Origin of the sequence: Streptomyces sp. Ru73, assembly GCF_002920575.1 — a bacterium.
Taxonomy (GTDB): Bacteria; Actinomycetota; Actinomycetes; order Streptomycetales; family Streptomycetaceae; genus Streptomyces.
On record NZ_PQSQ01000013.1, the window covers coordinates 99,655 to 117,167 of the forward strand.

A 17,513-nucleotide genomic window follows, 5' to 3' on the forward strand; every position below is an offset into this window, starting at 1 on the left:
CAAGGGGGCGCCCCGTGCGGGGCGCTCAGCCCGGAATGTTGTCGAACGGGGCCGTCAGCTGCCGCAGCAGTCCGGCCAGTTCGGCGCGCTCCGCGCGGGACAGCTCAGCGAGGATCGCGCGTTCCTGCGTGAGCAGCCCGGCGAGGGACTGGTCGGCGCGGTCGCGCCCTTCCGCGGTGAGCCGGACGAGGACGCCGCGCCGGTCGCTGGGGTCGGGCAGCCGCTCGACGAGTCCCTTTTTGGCGAGCCGGTCGATACGGTTGGTCATGGTGCCGGAGGTGACCAGGGTCTGGGTGAGCAGCTGGCCGGGGGAGAGCTGGTACGGCGAGCCCGCGCGGCGCAGCGCGGTCAGCACGTCGAATTCCCAGGGTTCGAGGCCGACCTCGGAGAAGGCCAGCCGCCGCGCGCGGTCGAGATGCCGGGCGAGCCGGCTGACGCGGCTGAGCACCTCGAGTGGTTCCACATCGAGGTCGGGGCGCTCGCGGCGCCATGCAGCGACCAGTCGGTCGACCTCGTCCTCCATGACGATCAGTGTAGTGGTTGTGTCGACGTGAAGTCTCTTGACGTCAAGATATATTTTCCTGGACGATTGGGCAGCGTCGGCAGCAGTTCTCGCTCACCGGCACCGGCCCGTACAGCAGAGGGGTTCGACCATGCCCGACACGCACGTTGCGCCGACCTGGGACCCACAGCAGTACCTCCATCACGCGACCCACCGCACCCGCCCCTTCCTCGACCTGCTCGCGCGCATCCCCGAGCTGCCCGCCGCGCGCGGGCCCCGCATCGCCGACCTGGGCTGCGGCCCCGGCAACGTCACGGCCCTGATATCCGACCGCTGGCCCGACGCGCACATCACCGGCTTCGACAACTCCGCCGACATGCTGGCGAAGGCCCGCACCTACGCCGGCCCCACGCCCGGCGGCGGCCTGCTGGACTTCGCCCCCGCCGACGCCGCCACCTGGGTCCCGGACGAACCCTTCGACCTCATCGTCTCCAACGCGGCACTGCAATGGGTACCGGGCCACGCCGACTCCTTCGGGCCCTGGATCGACTCCCTCGCCCCCGGCGGCACCCTCGCCTTCCAGGTGCCGGGCAACTTCACCTCGCCCAGCCACGCCCTCCTCGGGGAGCTGTGCGACAGCCCACGCTGGCGCGCCCGCCTCGGTGCTCACGGACGGCGTTTCGTGCACGTCCTGGAGCCGGAGGAGTACCTGAAGCGGCTGATCGACCTCGGCTGCGCGGCCGACGCCTGGGAGACCACGTACGTGCAGGTCCTGCGGGGCGAGGACCCGGTGCTGGACTGGGTGAAGGGGACCGCGCTGCGGCCCGTCCTCACCGCGCTCGCGGACGACCCGGAGGCCTGCGAGGAATTCCTCGACCAGTATCGCGACCTGCTGCGCAAGGCGTATCCGGCGGGGCCGCACGGCACCGTCTTCCCCTTCCGGCGGATCTTCGCCGTGGCGCGCAAGGAGGTCTGAGCGGATGATCACCGGCCTCGACCACGTCCAGCTCGCGGCACCACCCGGCTCGGAGGGCGCCCTGACCGCGTTCTACGAGGGCGTTCTGGGGATGACCCGGGTGCCCAAGCCGCCGGCCCTCGCCGGCCGCGGTGGCGTGTGGTTCGAGGCCGGTACGGTCCGTCTCCACCTCGGCATCGACAGAGACTTCCGGCCCTCGGCCAAGGCGCACCCCGGCGTACTCGTCACGGGCATCGACGCCTTCGCCGCCCGGCTCGCGGACCGTGGCGCGGACGTCACCTGGGACGATGCGCTGCCGGGCCACCGTCGCTTCTACGCCCACGACCCCGTCGGCAACCGGCTGGAGTTCCTCGAACGTACGTGCTGATCAGGGTGCTCGGAATCCCTCTGCGCCGCTCACTCTTTCGGGTGAACTTTGGGGCGCGTGTGGCCCATGGTCACGCCTTCCGGTGACCTATCAGCCGCGGCTTCGGCTCCAGCCCGTCCAGCCCGTGCCAGGCGAGGTTCACCAGATGGGCCGCCACTTCCGCTTTCTTCGGCTTGCGGACGTCCAGCCACCACTGGCCCGTCAGCGCGACCATCCCGACCAGCGCCTGCGCGTACAGCGGCGCCAGCTTCGGGTCGAAGCCCCGCGCCTTGAACTCCAGGCCCAGGATGTCCTCGACCTGCGTCGCGATGTCACTGATCAGCGAGGCGAACGTGCCCGTCGACTGCGCGACGGGGGAGTCCCGCACCAAAATGCGGAAGCCGTCGGTGTAGGACTCGATGTAGTCCAGCAGCGCGAACGCCGCCTGCTCCAGCAGCTCGCGCGGGTGCCCAGCGGTCAGGGCACCCGTCACCATGTCCAGCAGCCGCCGCATCTCGCGGTCCACGACGACCGCGTACAGCCCTTCCTTGCCGCCGAAGTGCTCGTACACCACCGGCTTGGACACCCCGGCCTTCGCCGCGATCTCCTCCACCGACGTGCCCTCGAAGCCACGCTCGGCGAACACCGTGCGACCGATGTCCAGCAGCTGCTCCCGGCGCTCCTTGCCCGTCATGCGGACCCGGCGCGCGCGCCGCGCGCCCGCGCCGGACGACGCCTTGTCCTTGCTGTCACTCACGCTGCTGCCATCGATCGCCACCCGACAATCATGCCTCCCCCGGCTACGGCCGGGCGGCGCCCCCCGCCGCGGCCTTGTCCGTGCGGCGCGAGTCCAGCCGCGAGGCGTTCGGCCACCGCACGTCGTACGCCCAGCCCAGCTTCTCGAACCAGCTGATCAGCCGGGCGCTGGAGTCCAGCTGCCCCTTCAGCACGCCGTGCCGCGCGCACGTCGGGTCGGCGTGGTGCAGGTTGTGCCAGGACTCGCCGCAGGAGAGCACGGCCAGCCACCAGACGTTGCCGGAGCGGTCCCGGGACTTGAAGGGGCGCTTGCCCACCGCGTGGCAGATGGAGTTGATCGACCACGTGACGTGGTGCAGCAGCGCGACCCGGACCAGCGAGCCCCAGAAGAACGCGGTGAACGCGCCCCACCACGACATGGTCACCAGCCCGCCGATCAGCGGCGGCACCAGCAGCGAGACGGTCGTCCACAGCACGAACTGCCGGGAGATCGCGCGGATCGCCGGGTCCTTGATCAGGTCGGGCGCGTACTTGTGCTGCGGCGTCTGCTCCTCGTCGAACATCCACGCCATGTGCGCCCACCACAGGCCCTTCATCAGGGCCGGCACGGTCTCGCCGTAACGCCACGGAGAGTGCGGGTCACCCTCCGCGTCGGAGAACTTGTGGTGCTTGCGGTGATCCGCCACCCACCGCACCAGCGGACCCTCCACCGCGAGCGACCCCATGATCGCCAGCGCGATGCGCAGTGGCCGCTTCGCCTTGAACGACCCGTGCGTGAAGTAGCGGTGGAAGCCGATCGTGATGCCGTGGCAGCCGATGAAATACATCGCCACCAGCAGCCCCAGATCGAGCCAGCTCACCCCCCAGCCCCAGGCCAGTGGCACCGCGGCCACCAGCGCCAGGAACGGCACGGTGATGAACAGCAGGAGCGTGATCTGCTCCACCGACCGGCGCTGCTCGCCGCCCAGCGTCGCGGACGGCGCGGGAGTACCGGCGGACTTGACGGTTTTCTCGACGACTTCGGGGCCAGCGGTCATGTGTGTCCCTCGCTGGGGTCGGGGGCAGGGCTACGGTTCCGTAACCTACGGTCTCGTAAGTATGGCAGTGCCGCCACACCGTACAAGGGTGTGACCGGCCCGACAGCCCCTCTCACAGAGCGGACAGTGTGACCGCCCGAAAAGCGGAGATCTATTCTTGAGGCGTCGGACAGCGCGGTCCGCAACCCGCCACCAGGGAGTGTCCACAAGACACCCACCAGCCCAGACGTGCTCAATCACTGCAAGGAGCCGCACCTGTGAGCAGTGCCGACATCTCTCCCGACGCCGCCCAGCGGACCCCGCACCCCGAGGCCCCCGACACGGCAGAAGCCGGCAACGGCGCCCTGCGCGCCGACATCCGCCGCCTCGGTGACCTGCTCGGCGAGACCCTCGTACGCCAGGAGGGTCCGGAACTCCTCGATCTGGTGGAACGCGTACGCGCATTGACGCGCACCGACGGTGAAGCCGCCGCCGAGCTCCTCGGCGACACCGACCTGATCACCGCCACCAAGCTCGTACGGGCCTTCTCCACCTACTTCCACCTCGCGAACGTCACCGAGCAGGTCCACCGCGGCCGCGAGCTGCGCGCCAAGCGCGCCGCCGAGGGCGGCATCCTCGCCCGCACCGCCGACATGCTGAAGGACGCCGACCCCGAGCACCTCCGCGAGACCGCGGCCCACCTCGCCGTGCGGCCCGTCTTCACCGCCCACCCCACCGAGGCCGCCCGGCGCTCCGTCCTCACCAAGCTCCGCAAGGTCGCCGAACTGCTGGAGACCACCGACGCCGGCGACCGCCGCCGCGCCGACCTCCGCCTCGCCGAGAACATCGACCTGATCTGGCAGACCGACGAGCTGCGCGTGGCGCGCCCGGAGCCCACCGACGAGGCCCGGAACGCCATCTACTACCTCGACGAGCTCGGCCGCGGCGCCGTCGGCGACGTCCTCGAAGACCTCGCCGCCGAGCTGGAGCGGGCCGGCGTCCAGCTCCCCGCCGGCACCCGCCCCCTCACCTTCGGCACCTGGATCGGCGGCGACCGCGACGGCAACCCCAACGTCACCCCCCAGGTGACCTGGGACGTCCTCATCCTCCAGCACGAGCACGGCATCACCGACGCGCTGGAGCACGTCGACGAGCTCCGCGGCGCCCTGTCCAACTCCATCCGCAACTGCGGCGCCACCGAAGAGCTCCTGTCGTCGTTGCAGCGCGACCTGGAGCTGCTCCCCGAGATCAGCCCCCGCTACAAGCGGCTGAACGCCGAGGAGCCCTACCGCCTCAAGGCCACCTGCATCCGCCAGAAGCTCGTCAACACCCGCGAACGCCTGGCCAACGACACCCCGCACGTCGCCGGCCGCGACTACCTCGGCACCCGCGAGCTGATCGACGACCTCACCCTGCTGCAGACCTCGCTCCGCGAGCACCGCGGCGGCCTCGTCGCCGACGGCCGTCTGGAGCGCACGATCCGCACCATCGCCGCGTTCGGCCTCCAGCTCGCCACCATGGACGTCCGCGAACACGCCGACGCCCACCACCACGCCCTCGGCCAGCTCTTCGACCGGCTCGGCGAGGAGTCCTGGCGCTACGTCGACATGCCGCGCGACTACCGCCGCAAGCTCCTGGCCAAGGAACTGCGCTCGCGCCGCCCCCTGGCCCCCAGCCCCGCCCCCCTGGACGAGGCCGGCGCCAAGACCCTCGGCGTCTTCGAGACCATCCGCAAGGCCAAGGACACCTTCGGCCCCGAGGTCGTCGAGTCCTACATCATCTCCATGTGCCAGGGCTCCGACGACGTCTTCGCCGCCACCGTCCTCGCCCGCGAGGCCGGCCTCATCGACCTGCACGCAGGCTGGGCCAAGATCGGTATCGTCCCCCTCCTGGAGACCACCGACGAGCTGAAGATCGCCGACAAGCTCCTCGACGAAATGCTCTCCGACCCCTCCTACCGACGCCTCGTCGCCCTCCGCGACGACGTCCAGGAGGTCATGCTCGGCTACTCCGACTCCTCCAAGTTCGGCGGCATCACCACCTCCCAGTGGGAGATCCACCGCGCCCAGCGACTCCTCCGCGACGTCGCCCACCGGCACGGCGTACGGCTGCGCCTCTTCCACGGCCGCGGCGGCACCGTCGGCCGCGGCGGCGGCCCCTCCCACGACGCGATCCTCGCCCAGCCCTACGGCACCCTCGAAGGCGAGATCAAGGTCACCGAACAGGGCGAGGTCATCTCCGACAAGTACCTCGTACCGTCCCTGGCCCGCGAAAACCTGGAACTGACCGTCGCGGCCACCCTGCAGGCATCGGCCCTGCACACCGCGCCGCGCCAGTCCGACGAGGCGCTGGCCCGCTGGGACGCCACGATGGAGACCGTCTCCGACGCCGCGCACGCCGCGTACCGCAAGCTCGTCGAGGACCCGGACCTGCCGACGTACTTCCTCGCCTCGACCCCCGTCGACCAGCTCGCCGACCTGCACCTGGGCTCGCGGCCCTCCCGCCGCCCCGGCTCGGGCGTCTCCCTCGACGGCCTCCGCGCCATCCCGTGGGTCTTCGGCTGGACCCAGTCCCGCCAGATCGTCCCCGGCTGGTTCGGCGTCGGCACCGGCCTCAAGGCCGCCCGCGAAGCCGGCTCGGAAGCCGTCCTCGCCGAGATGCACGAGCACTGGCACTTCTTCCGCAACTTCCTGTCCAACGTCGAGATGACGCTGGCCAAGACCGATCTGCGGATCGCCCGCCACTACGTCGACACCCTCGTCCCCGACGAACTCAAGCACGTCTTCGACGTCATCAAGGCCGAACACGAGCTGACCGTCCAGGAAGTCCTCCGGGTCACCGGCGAGAACGAACTGCTGGAGGCCAACCCGGTCCTCCAGCAGACCTTCCGCATCCGCGACGCCTACCTGGACCCGCTCTCCTACCTCCAGGTCTCCCTGCTCGCCCGCCAGCGCGAGGCCGCCAAGCGCGGCGAGGAGTCCGACCCGGTACTGGCCCGGGCACTGCTGCTCACCGTCAACGGCGTGGCCGCGGGCCTGCGCAACACCGGCTGACCCGCCGGACGGAGCGGCCGGTCACCGCACGGTGACCGGCCGCCCCCCCCGCACGGGGTGCCGTCAAACCCCGGACGAGCCGGGTCACAGCGTGAAGAACGCCGCCACCAGCAGCGCGACCCCCGTCAGACCGACGGCCCACGCCGTCCGCCGCATCCGCAGACCCCCCGCCACCACCAGCGAAGCCAGCAGCAGCGCACCGCCCAGCGGCGCCCACGCGTACAGAATGCCGCCGGGCCCCGTACGCACCGCCCGGTCCGTGCCCGGCTCCACCGTCACCTGCACCTGCCGGCCCTTCTCCTGGGACCCGGCCGTCTTCGCCAGCACCACCTTCGCCCGCCGCTGCCCGTCCCCGCCCGTCGGCACATAAGGACCCCAGCAGCGGTCGTCGTCGCACGCCGCGACCGTCATCGTGCCGCGCTCCTTCGCCCGCACGAGCATCGCGTACTGCGCTGACCCCCACGACGTCCACGCACCGGCCACCAGAATCAGCAGCGCGAGCAGCGCCATCAGCGCATTCTTCAGCACGAGCAGCAGCCCGAAGGCGCTCTCACCCGCCCGCCGCGTCCGGCTGCGCTTCTTTGTCCCCGTCGTACCTGTCCTGGACATGGCGGTGATCCTTGGCCATGCGAGCACACGCGGTCAACTCGATCAGACCGCTTCGTCAGCCGACGTCCCGCCCTGTCCCCGTCAGGAGTTGTAAGCCGATTGCGCCCGTTCCAACCCCTCTGTGACCAGCGCCTCCACCGCATCCGCCGCCCGGTCCACGAAGTAGTCCAGCTCCTTGCGCTCCGCCGACGAGAAGTCCTTCAGTACGAAGTCCGCCACCTGCATCCGCCCCGGCGGCCGCCCGATACCGAACCGCACCCGGTGGTACTCCGCACCCAGCGACTTCGTCATCGACTTCAGCCCGTTGTGCCCGTTGTCCCCACCGCCCAGCTTCAGCCGCAGCGCCCCGTAATCGATGTCCAGCTCGTCATGGACCGCCACGATCCGCTCCACCGGCACCTTGTAGAAGTCCCGCAACGCCGTCACCGGACCACCCGACAGGTTCATGTACGACGACGGCTTCGCCACCACCACCCGCCGGCTCCCGGGCCCCGGCGGACCGACCCGCCCCTCGACCACCTGCGCCCGCGCCTTGTGCGCCTTGAACCGGCCACCCATCCGCTCCGCCAGCAGATCGGCCACCATGAACCCCACGTTGTGGCGGTTGCCGGCGTACTCAGGACCCGGATTCCCCAGACCCACCACCAGCCACGGACCCGCCGCGCCCTCACTCACAGCTGCTCTCCTGTACGTAGAAAAACCGCCGCCCCGCTCGCAACGAACGGGACGGCGGCGGAAGAACCGGTGACGACGGCCGGCGAACGGCCACCGTCAGAGGCGTTCCGAGGCTTTAGGCCTCGGCGCCCTCCTCGGCCTCGCCCTCGCCCTCGGCAGGGGCCTCGGCCTGCGCGGCCACGACCTGCAGCACGATCGCGTCCTCCTCGACACCGAGGGAGACGCCGGCCGGCAGCTTGATGTCCTTCGCCAGCACCGACTGACCGGCGTCCAGACCCGCGATGTCGGCGGTGACCGACTCGGGGATGTGGGTCGCCTCGGCCTCGACCGGCAGCGCGTTCAGCACGTGCTCCAGCAGGTTGCCGCCCGGGGCCAGCTCACCCTCGGTGTGGATCGGCAGCTCGACGGCCACCTTCTCACCACGGCGGACCAGCAGCAGGTCCACGTGGTTGATGATGCCCATGCGGAGCGTGGCACGCTGCACGTCCTTGGGGATCACCAGCTCTTGCTTGCCCTCGATGTCCAGGCTGATCAGAACGTTGGAGTTCTTCAGCGCCATCAGGGTGTCGTGGTGCGGCAGGGCCACGTGACGCGGCTCCGAACCGTGACCGTAAACCACCGCGGGAACCTTGTCCTCGCGACGCAGACGGCGGGCGCTGCCCTTGCCGAACTCCGTACGCAGCTCGGCGGAAATCTTCACCTCGGCCATAACGCACTCCTCGTAGTACTTCTCACGGATCTGACGACCGTCACCCGGCCCACGACAGACCTGCTACGAAGAGCGCGTCGATAACGGAGCGCCGTACACGAGTACGGCCTCCCTCGCCGAGCAACTCCACGAGTCTACCCGGCGGGGAGGCCGCCCCGAAAATCGATCTCTATCGAGAGACCGGGGTCACTGCTCCTCGAACAGGCTCGTCACCGAACCGTCCTCGAAGACCTCCTGGATCGCCCGCGCGATCGTCGGCGCCATCGACAGCACCGTGATCTTGTCGAGCTCCAGCTCACCCGGCGTCGGCAGGGTGTTGGTGAACACGAACTCGCTCACCTTCGAGTTCTTCAGGCGGTCCGCCGCCGGACCCGACAGAATGCCGTGCGTCGCCGTCACGATCACATCCGCCGCACCATTCGCGAACAGCGCGTCCGCAGCCGCACAGATCGTGCCGCCGGTGTCCACCATGTCGTCGACCAGGACACACACCCGGTCCTTCACGTCACCCACGACCTCATGGACCGTGACCTGGTTCGCCACGTCCTTGTCACGCCGCTTGTGCACGATCGCCAGCGGCGCGTCCAGCCGGTCGCACCACCGGTCCGCCACCCGCACACGGCCCGCGTCCGGGGACACCACCGTCAGCTTGTTCCGGTCCACCTTCGCGCCCACGTAGTCCGCCAGCACCGGCAGCGCGAACAGGTGGTCCACCGGACCGTCGAAGAAGCCCTGGATCTGATCCGTGTGCAGGTCCACCGTGACGATGCGGTCCGCACCCGCCGTCTTCAGCAGGTCCGCCACCAGACGCGCCGAGATGGGCTCACGGCCGCGGTGCTTCTTGTCCTGACGGGCGTAACCGTACGACGGAATGACCACCGTGATGCTCCGCGCGGAAGCCCGCTTCAGAGCATCAATCATGATCAGCTGCTCCATGATCCACTTATTGATGGGAGCCGTGTGGCTCTGCATCAAAAAGCAGTCCGCGCCACGCGCCGACTCCTGATAGCGGACGTAGATCTCACCGTTCGCGAAGTCGAACGCCTTCGTCGGGACCAGGCCGACACCCAGCTGGTGAGCAACCTCCTCCGCCAGCTCGGGGTGGGCGCGGCCGGAGAAGAGCATCAGCTTCTTCTCGCCGGTCGTCTTGATCCCGGTCACAGCAAATCTCCTTGCCAAGCTGTCAAACATGAGGGCGCCGGGGGAGCGCCGTCCACGTTGCGTGCGCTTATCACGGTACGCCCCGCACGGCGCACCCGTTGCCCGGTCACTGCTCGCCCTTGCTCTCCTGACGAGCAGCCGAAGCGGCCTGCGCGGCGGCGCTCCCGGGTCGCTTGCGGGCGACCCAGCCCTCGATGTTCCGCTGCTGACCACGCGCGACAGCCAGCGAACCCGGGGGCACATCCTTGGTGATCACGGAGCCCGCCGCGGTGTACGCGCCGTCCCCGATCGTGACAGGAGCCACAAACATGTTGTCCGACCCCGTCTTGCAGTGAGAACCCACCGTCGTGTGGTGCTTCGCCTCACCGTCGTAGTTCACGAAGACGCTCGCCGCACCGATGTTGGTGTACTCACCAATGGTCGCATCCCCGACATACGACAGATGCGGCACCTTCGTACCCTCACCGATCTTCGCGTTCTTCATCTCCACATACGTGCCGGCCTTCGCCTTCAGACCCAGCTCCGTACCCGGCCGCAGATACGCGTACGGACCCACACTCGCCCCCGGCCCGACCTTCGCACCGTCCGCCACCGTGAAGGACACGACCGCCCCCTCACCGACCGACGTGTCCGCCAGCCGCGAATGCGGACCCACCTCGGCGAACGACGCCACATGCGTACTGCCGAGCAGCTGCGTACCAGGATGGACGACCGCGTCCGGCTCGAACGTCACCGTCACATCCACCCACGTCGACGCCGGATCCACCACCGTCACACCGCTCAGCATCGCCGCTTCCAGCAACCGCTCGTTCAGCAGCCGGCGCGCCTCCGCCAGCTGCACACGGTTGTTGATCCCCAGGATCTCCCGGTGATCCGGCGCCACCGCCGCACCCACCCGGTGCCCGGCCTCCCGCACGATCCCCAGCACGTCCGTGAGGTACTCCTCACCCTGGCTGTTGTCCGTCCGCACCTTGCCCAGCGCCTCGATCAGCAGCCGCGCGTCGAACGCGAACACGCCACTGTTGATCTCCCGGATCGCCCGCTGCGCGTCGCTCGCGTCCTTGTGCTCCACGATCGCGGTGACGGCCCCCGTGGCCTCGTCCCGCACGATCCGGCCGTACCCGGTCGCATCCGGCACCTCGGCGGACAGCACCGTCACGGCGTTGCCGTCCGCGGCGTGCGTCTCGGCCAGCGCCTTCAGCGTCTCCCCCGTCAGCAGCGGCGTGTCACCGCACACGACCACCACGGTCCCGTCCAGCTCCACGCCCGGCGCGCCGGCCTCACCGGAACCGCCGGAGGTCAGCTCCTCCAGCCCCATCCGGACGGCATGGCCCGTGCCGTTCTGCTCGTGCTGCACCGCGGTGCGGACGCTCGCGTCGATCTCGGCGAGGTGCGCGGTGACCTGCTCGCGGGCGTGGCCCACGACCACCACGAGGTGCTCGGGGTCCAGCTCACGGGAGGCGGCGACGACATGGCCGACGAGGGAGCGGCCGCAGATCGCGTGCAGGACCTTGGGGGTCGCCGACTTCATGCGGGTGCCCTCACCCGCTGCGAGAACGACGACGGCTGCCGGGCGGTTGGCGCTCACGGGGATGCCCTTCGGCTTCTTGGCTACTTCGGGTGGTGGACACCCGAAGGATACCGGTGCGTATTGCAGCCGAAACGCGGACGGGTCCCGACGATGCCGTCAGGACCCGAACTGAGCATTGCTCCCCTGCCAGGACTCGAACCCGGACATAAGGCACCAAAAGCCTCAGTGCTGCCAATTACACCACAGGGGATGGCAAACGGGGTTAAACCGGACAACCCCCCCGGTTGGTCCCGTTCAGCACCCAACACTATGCCGTACCACCAGCCTTCAATGCGACGGTACAGATCGGCGCCCTTCCTCACCCGTACCACGAGGCAGCCGCGGTAGTCGTCACCGGTGTTCTTCCGGACCGTCTTCGGGTTGTGCTTCTTCAGGGTGGTCTTGCCGAAGGCGGAGGTGTCGACGCCGGCCAGGTCGGCCCAATAGAGGCCCCGCGCCGATGAGGAGCAGTTCGCGATCGCTCAGCTTGCCGACCTCGTCCCGGGCGGCGGCCTTCGTCTTCTGCCGCTCCGCGTCGCGCACGGTGAGCTCGTGCTCCCAGCGCTTCTGTGAGGCGATCCTGGCCTGCTCGCCGGGTGCGCGCCGATCCGGCTTCGGCAGGTCCCGGACCCACAGCGAGATCGAACTCGTCGAGACGCCGAGCTCCAGCTGGATCTGGTCGTAGGTCATGCCCGGAAGGCGGAGCTCGCGGGCCTTCGCGCGGAGGTCGTCCTTGGCGTTGGGGCGCTTGGTCCATTCCGGGGGCGGCTCGCCCTGGAGTGCGCGGTTCAGCAGGTCGTTGTTGTGGATTTTGAGGCGGTCGCGGATCCGGCGGCGACTGAGGCCGGCGCGGCGGAGCGTCACCGCTTCGTCGCGCAGGGACTCGAAGTCCGGGTAGGTGTTCGTCACAGTGCAAAGCGTCCGCGGCCGGCGGGCAGGCGTGCCGGAAATGCCGGGTGATTCGTCGCTTCGGGGGAAACTCGCAGGTACTGGTCCGTAACGGACGGGTCGCATGGTCGTCGTCGTGGCCGGAAAACGGTGGCGGGCGCCCGTAGGGTGGGCGGTATGACCGCGACGGGGGTAAGGGACGCCGGAGGCGTCAGGGGCGAGCCGAGGAGCGGGCCGTGGTGGTGGGAGCGCCGCCGCAGTGCCGTGCTGGACGTGTTCCTGGCGGTTGCCTCGGCGGTGGAGTGTGTTTTCGAGGGGGTGCAGTTCGCGCACGAGTCCCGGGTGCCGGTGGCGGTCGGGGTGGTGCTCGGGCTGCTGGTGGGCCCGGTGCTGCTGGTGCGGCGCAAGTGGCCGATTGTCGTCGTTCTGGTGGCGATCGCGGTGTCGCCGGCGGAGCTGGGCGCGCTGCTGACGGTGGTGGGGCTGTACACGCTGGCGGCGTCGGACGTGCCGCGCCGGTTCACGGTGCTGCTGGCGGGGATGTCCGTCGTGGGCACGCTGATCATCACGGCCCTGAAGATGCAGCAGGACGTGGCGAGCCAGGAGGACTTCGATCCGCCGTGGTGGTTCGTGCCGCTGGTGTCGGTGGCGCTGGGGCTGGCGCTGACGGCGCCGCCGGTGCTGCTGGGGCTGTACGTGGGGGCGCGGCGCCGGCTGGTGGAGAGTCTGCGGGAGCGTGCCGACGGTCTGGAGCGGGAGCTGATGCTGCTCGCGGAGCGCGCGGAGGAGCGTGCGGAGTGGGCGCGTAATGAGGAGCGGACGCGGATCGCGCGGGAGATGCACGACGTGGTGGCGCACCGGGTGAGTCTGATGGTGGTGCATGCGGCGGCGTTGCAGGCGGTGGCGTTGAAGGATCCGGAGAAGGCGTCGCGGAACGCGGGCCTGGTGGGGGACATGGGCCGGCAGGCGTTGATGGAGTTGCGGGAGATGCTGGGGGTGCTGCGTACGGGGGAGGGCGCGGCGGCGTCGGCGCGGGTGTCGGACGAGCCGGAGCGGCTGGTGGCGGTGGCGTCGAAGGTGTCGCGGGGGCCGTCGGGGCCGGAGGCCGGTACGGGTTCGGCGGCCGGTGCCGGGGCCGGTGCGGACGGTGCGGCCGCGGCGGGTGCGCCGGGTGCGGTGCGGGCCGCCGCGGTGGTGGCCGAGGGTGAGGGGGAGGGGCCTTCGCTGTCGGAGGTGGCGGCGCTGGTCGAGCAGTCGCGGGCGGCGGGCACGGTGGTGGAGCTGTCGGTCGAGGGGGACGCGGGCGCTTATGGGCCGGGGGTGGAGCAGACGGTGTTCCGGGTGGTGCAGGAGGCGCTGACGAACGTGCACAAGCATGCGCCGGGGGCGAAGGTGCGGGTGCGGCTGGCGCATCGGGACGGGGAGGTCGCGGTGCAGGTGGAGAACGGTCCGTCGGAGCGCGGGGCTGCGGATGCGGGGCTGCCGAGCGGGGGGAACGGTCTGGTGGGGATGCGGGAGCGGGTGACCGGGCTGGGCGGGGTGTTCGTCTCGGGTCCGACGGAGGCGGGGGGCTTCCGGGTGTCGGCGGTGCTGCCGGGCGGGGAGCGGTAGCCGGGGCGGTGGCCTGGAGCGGCGGGCGGGGCCGGCCCCGCCCGCCGGGATCACCGGCCCCGCCCGCCGGAACCATCGGGACCACCGGCCCCGCCTCGACGCCGGCCGCGCCGTGGCGGCCGGCCCGCATGGACCTCAGTCCGTCGCGACCGTCAGGCGTGTCGGGCGCGTGCCGAGGACCAGGGTGGAGAGGGCCTGGTCGATGTCGTGGCCGAGGTACCAGTCGCCGGTGTGGTCGAGGCTGTAGACGCGGCCCTGGGCGTCGATGGCCAGGGTCGCCTGGCTGTCGGCTTCCCGGCCGAGGGGGGCGACCTGGGTGTCGAGTGCGCGGCCGAGGTCGCCCAGGGTGCGGGCGAGGTGGATGCCGTACAGGGGGTCGATCTCGAAGGGCGTGGGGGCGATGTGCCGGCCGGGGCCCGGCGCGCTGATGCGCAGGGTGCCGAATTCGGCCCAGGCTTCGACGGCGGCGGGGAAGACGGTGTGCCGGTGGCCGCCGGGCGAGGTGTGTTCGCGGAGGGCGTCGGCCCAGTGTTCGGCCTGCTTGATGTCCCAGCGGCCGGGCTGCCAGCCGGCTTCCTGCAGGGCGGCGTCGACGGCGACGGGGAAGCGGGTGGTGGCGCCGGCTGCCCGGTCGTACGCGGTGGTGGCGGGGGTGGGGGAGCTCATGGTGCGGGTCAGCTCCCTGCCGGGGAGAAGCCGACGGGCATGACGCCGAAGAAGGCGAGGAGCGCGTCGCAGGAGCGGCAGGGTGCGGCGTAGTGGCCGTGCTGGGGGTCGCCGTCCTCGCGGATGTGACGGGCGGTCAGTTTGGAGTGCTTCAGTGAGCGGCGGGCTTCGCCGTTGGTGAGCGGCTTTTTGGACTGCCGTTTGGAGCGGTTGGCCTCGACGGCGGTGAGGTGCCGGGAGAGGAGTACGGCTTCGGGGCAGCGGCCGGTGAAGCGCTCGCGCTGTGCGGTGCTGAGGGTGTCGAGGAAGTCCTGGACGAGCGGGTGGAGCGTGGGGGGCTGTTCGGACTTGCTGGCGGTGCAGGTGAGGGTTTCGCCGCGTACGGAGAGGGCGGCGGCGACGGTGGGGAGGATGCCGTCGCGGCGGTGCCGGAGTACGGGCGGGCCGTCGTGGTCGGCGGCGCTCCAGCCGATCCGGGGGTCGCCGACGGGGTGTGCCGGTGCCGGTGCGGTGTGCTGTGCGGCGGTGCGCCCGGTGGACCGTGCGCTGGACTGTGCGGTTGTGCTCATGGCGGTGCTTCCCTCCCTGCATCCCCCGTCTGCGGGGGTCAGCCTGCCAAACGCGCTGGGTGTTGCGGAAGTCGGGCATGCCGCAGGGGTGTCACTGGTGGGTGACAGTCCTTGTCACGGGTCTGTGACAGTCGGCCGGTTGGGGGTCTGGTGGGACAGGTGTGCGGATGGGGCGCGGGCGGGGTGCGGGGTGGGCGTGCGGGCGGGGTTTCCCGCCGGGAGGGGCGGCAGCTGTGGCGGGCCGGTGCGGGCTCGGCGGGCGGCCGTCAGGCGGTCGCCCGGCAGTCGTCGGGCGGTCGGCGGGTGGCCGGGAAGCGGCCGGTGGGCGGCCGGCGGGGGCGTACGGGGGCGGGGCGGGGGTTGCCGTAGCGCTTAGGCTGTGCGGCAGTAGCCAGTTCCAGCCAGGGGGCATCCGCCATGACGACAGGTCCGATCAGTGGGGGGCTGGGGGCACCTCCCAGCCGCCAGGCTGGGGGACACGCCGCGCCACCGAACACGGCCTACGCCGGGCAGGTCGTGCATTTCCCGGACCCGGTCCGGGCCGCGCGCTACCCGAGGGGCGTACGGGTGGACGGGAACGGGTTCCCGGACTTCTCGCCGTACGCGCGGGCAGCGGCGGAGATCGCCGAGCCGCCGGAGGGGTTCGGCGTCGACGAGCTGCGGCTGACGGACTTCGTGTCGGCCAACGCGGCGCTGCACGGTGAGGGCCACGAGCTGTGGGAGGACGTGCCGGCGGTGGCGACGCCGCACGGCTGGACGTGGCACCACGTGGCGGGCACGCGGCGGCTGGAGCTGGTTCCGGTCGAGGTGAAGGCGCTGCTGCGGCATCACGGCGGGCTGGCGACGGCGCCGGTGGATCATGAGAAGCGGGGCACGCGGCCGTTGCAGGAGACGCGGCCGGCGCACTTCGGGCTGCCGCACCGGGACGTGTCGGTGCCCGAGGACGCGGTGCTGCAGGCCGAGGAGGCGCTGGGGTACCGGCTGCCGGGTGCGTACCGGGCGTTCCTGAAGGCGGCGGGCGGGTGTGCGCCGGTGGGCGCCGCGCTCGATCCGGAGCTGGGGCTGCTGGTGGACCAGCCGTTCTTCACGGTGCGGGACGAGGCGGCCGTGAACGACCTGGTGTACGTGAACAAGTGTCTGCGGGACCACTTCACGAAGGACTACCTGGGCGTGGGGTTCGTCCAGGGCGGTGTGATCGCGGTGAAGGTGCGCGGGGACGGGGCCGGTTCGGTCTGGTTCTGCGCGTACGACGACGCGCGGGACCGGGACGGCTGGACGGTGCAGGAGCGGGTGGAGCGGCTGCTGCTGCCGTGCGGCCGGGATTTCGACGAGTTCCTGGAGCGTCTCGCGGGCAATCCGCCGGAGCTGGAGACGGTGGCGAACCTGATGGTGGACGGTGGCTTCGCGCGCGCCGTTCCGGTGGAGGGGTGAGGCGCGATGGTGACGTTCGCGCAGGCGCAGGAGCGTGCGGAGCGCTGGATCAACGGCGAGGTGCCGGCGTACCAGCAGCGTGAGGTGCGCGTACGGGAGTTCGATCTGGGCTTTGTGGCCTGGGCGGAGGACCGTGAGGGCGGGCCGGTGGTCGACGGCGGCCGGCAGCGGCTGGTGATCGCCCGGGACAGCGGTGAGACGACGCTGTGGCCGGGGCTGCCGGTGGGTGAGGTGATCCGCCGGTACGAGGAGGAGTACGGGGCGGTGCCGGCCGCCGCGCCGGTGCCGGAGGTGCCGCCGCAGCGGATCGATCTGGAGCAGACGTCGTTCCTGCTGACGCCGCCGGAGTGGCTGCAGGAGGCGGCGGACGCGATCGGCATCCCGGACCGGCGCTCGGGCGCCGAGGCCGCGGGTGCGGGGGCATCGACGGCGGGCCCGGCGGATCGGCCGGCTGTGGAGTCGCCTGCGGCCGGGCCCGCGGCGCCGGAGCCGCAGCCCGTGGCGGAGCCGCAGCCCGTGGCGGAGCCGCAGCCCGTCGCGGAGGCCCAGCCCATGACGGAGGAGCGCCGCCCGGAGGAGGCCGGTGCGCCGTCCGCCGGTGCGCCCGCGGCTCCTTCCGCGGCTCCTTCCTCGGGGTCCGCTGCTCCCTCTTGGGAGGGCACGGACATCAGTGCGGACGACGACGGTGACGACCGGTCGGTGGGGCTGCCCGCCACCGTGTTCGCGCCGCCGCTGGACATCGAGGGGGACGCGGTTCCGGGGACGGACCGGCCCGCGGTGCGCCCGGACGCCAAGACCGAGCTGCTGCCGGGTGGCAGCAACCTGCCCCCGACGGCCGTCGCGCCCGCCATCGAGGACCCGAACGCCGCGCCTCCTGGTGCCGCGCCCGCCCTCTCCGACCTGCCGCCGCCGTCCGGCCCGCCCGCGGCGCACCTGCCGCCGCCCCCGGGGGCAGCGGCCGCGCCCGGTACGAGT

At 71.2% G+C, this 17,513-nt stretch carries 15 protein-coding genes, 1 tRNA gene and 2 pseudogenes; 6 read left to right on the forward strand and 12 right to left on the reverse strand.

The features are described from left to right. Positions 1 to 25: 25 nt before the first annotated feature. Entirely contained in the window at positions 26 to 523 is a 498-nt protein-coding gene (tamR, locus tag C3486_RS09005) for a MarR family transcriptional regulator TamR (RefSeq protein ID WP_103832068.1), read from the reverse strand. Positions 524 to 653: 130 nt separating this feature from the next. Here tamR and C3486_RS09010 point away from each other — a divergent pair, with 130 nt between their 5' ends. Next, entirely contained in the window at positions 654 to 1,478 is an 825-nt protein-coding gene (locus C3486_RS09010; RefSeq protein WP_103832069.1) for a trans-aconitate 2-methyltransferase, read from the forward strand. A 4-nt stretch (positions 1,479 to 1,482) separates the two neighbouring features. Then, complete coding sequence (locus tag C3486_RS09015; RefSeq protein ID WP_103832070.1) at positions 1,483 to 1,845, forward strand: VOC family protein; 363 nt, start codon at positions 1,483 to 1,485, stop codon at positions 1,843 to 1,845. Between the two features lie 70 nt (positions 1,846 to 1,915). Here C3486_RS09015 and C3486_RS09020 read toward each other — a convergent pair whose 3' ends face one another. Continuing rightward, positions 1,916 to 2,602 (reverse strand): TetR/AcrR family transcriptional regulator, encoded by a 687-nt coding sequence (locus C3486_RS09020; protein ID WP_181138489.1) that lies wholly within the window; start codon positions 2,600 to 2,602, stop codon positions 1,916 to 1,918. Between the two features lie 22 nt (positions 2,603 to 2,624). Then, the gene (locus C3486_RS09025) at positions 2,625 to 3,617 is read right to left on the reverse strand and encodes a fatty acid desaturase (RefSeq protein WP_103832071.1); all 993 of its coding nucleotides are present in this window, start codon (positions 3,615 to 3,617) and stop codon (positions 2,625 to 2,627) included. Between the two features lie 344 nt (positions 3,618 to 3,961). Here C3486_RS09025 and ppc point away from each other — a divergent pair, with 344 nt between their 5' ends. Continuing rightward, the gene (ppc, locus tag C3486_RS09030) at positions 3,962 to 6,649 is read left to right on the forward strand and encodes a phosphoenolpyruvate carboxylase (RefSeq protein ID WP_103832090.1); all 2,688 of its coding nucleotides are present in this window, start codon (positions 3,962 to 3,964) and stop codon (positions 6,647 to 6,649) included. Positions 6,650 to 6,733: 84 nt separating this feature from the next. Here ppc and C3486_RS09035 read toward each other — a convergent pair whose 3' ends face one another. The 7 genes and pseudogenes from C3486_RS09035 to C3486_RS09065 form a co-directional block, all read right to left on the reverse strand. Continuing rightward, positions 6,734 to 7,258 (reverse strand): hypothetical protein, encoded by a 525-nt coding sequence (locus C3486_RS09035; protein ID WP_103832072.1) that lies wholly within the window; start codon positions 7,256 to 7,258, stop codon positions 6,734 to 6,736. An 81-nt stretch (positions 7,259 to 7,339) separates the two neighbouring features. After that, positions 7,340 to 7,933: an aminoacyl-tRNA hydrolase gene (pth, locus tag C3486_RS09040; RefSeq protein WP_103832073.1), complete on the reverse strand. Its 594-nt coding sequence runs from the start codon at positions 7,931 to 7,933 to the stop codon at positions 7,340 to 7,342. A gap of 115 nt (positions 7,934 to 8,048) precedes the next feature. Then, on the reverse strand, positions 8,049 to 8,642 hold the full coding sequence (locus tag C3486_RS09045; protein WP_103832074.1) for a 50S ribosomal protein L25/general stress protein Ctc: 594 nt from the start codon (positions 8,640 to 8,642) through the stop codon (positions 8,049 to 8,051). 186 nt (positions 8,643 to 8,828) lie between these two features. After that, positions 8,829 to 9,803 carry a ribose-phosphate diphosphokinase gene (locus tag C3486_RS09050; RefSeq protein ID WP_103832075.1) on the reverse strand — a complete coding sequence of 325 codons (975 nt, stop codon included), beginning with the start codon at positions 9,801 to 9,803 and terminating at the stop codon, positions 8,829 to 8,831. A 106-nt stretch (positions 9,804 to 9,909) separates the two neighbouring features. Beyond that, positions 9,910 to 11,391: a bifunctional UDP-N-acetylglucosamine diphosphorylase/glucosamine-1-phosphate N-acetyltransferase GlmU gene (glmU, locus tag C3486_RS09055; protein WP_103832076.1), complete on the reverse strand. Its 1,482-nt coding sequence runs from the start codon at positions 11,389 to 11,391 to the stop codon at positions 9,910 to 9,912. Positions 11,392 to 11,512: 121 nt separating this feature from the next. Continuing rightward, positions 11,513 to 11,584, reverse strand: a tRNA-Gln gene (locus C3486_RS09060). Between the two features lie 34 nt (positions 11,585 to 11,618). Continuing rightward, positions 11,619 to 12,282 (reverse strand): annotated as a pseudogene (locus C3486_RS09065) (hypothetical protein); the annotation flags it as partial. Between the two features lie 156 nt (positions 12,283 to 12,438). Between C3486_RS09065 and C3486_RS09070 the strand changes: the two are divergent. After that, entirely contained in the window at positions 12,439 to 13,872 is a 1,434-nt protein-coding gene (locus C3486_RS09070; protein ID WP_103832077.1) for a sensor histidine kinase, read from the forward strand. A 135-nt stretch (positions 13,873 to 14,007) separates the two neighbouring features. Here the strand turns inward: C3486_RS09070 and C3486_RS09075 are convergent, their stop codons facing one another. Both C3486_RS09075 and C3486_RS09080 read right to left on the reverse strand, forming a co-directional pair. Next, positions 14,008 to 14,538: an SUKH-3 domain-containing protein gene (locus tag C3486_RS09075; protein WP_103832078.1), complete on the reverse strand. Its 531-nt coding sequence runs from the start codon at positions 14,536 to 14,538 to the stop codon at positions 14,008 to 14,010. 8 nt (positions 14,539 to 14,546) lie between these two features. After that, the gene (locus tag C3486_RS09080; RefSeq protein WP_103832079.1) at positions 14,547 to 15,107 is read right to left on the reverse strand and encodes a YwqJ-related putative deaminase; all 561 of its coding nucleotides are present in this window, start codon (positions 15,105 to 15,107) and stop codon (positions 14,547 to 14,549) included. A gap of 417 nt (positions 15,108 to 15,524) precedes the next feature. Between C3486_RS09080 and C3486_RS09085 the strand changes: the two genes are divergently transcribed. Continuing rightward, positions 15,525 to 16,538, forward strand: a complete 1,014-nt coding sequence (locus C3486_RS09085) for an SMI1/KNR4 family protein (RefSeq protein ID WP_103832080.1) — start codon at positions 15,525 to 15,527, stop codon at positions 16,536 to 16,538. 6 nt (positions 16,539 to 16,544) lie between these two features. Further along, positions 16,545 to 17,513 (forward strand): annotated as a pseudogene (locus C3486_RS37190) (hypothetical protein); the annotation flags it as partial.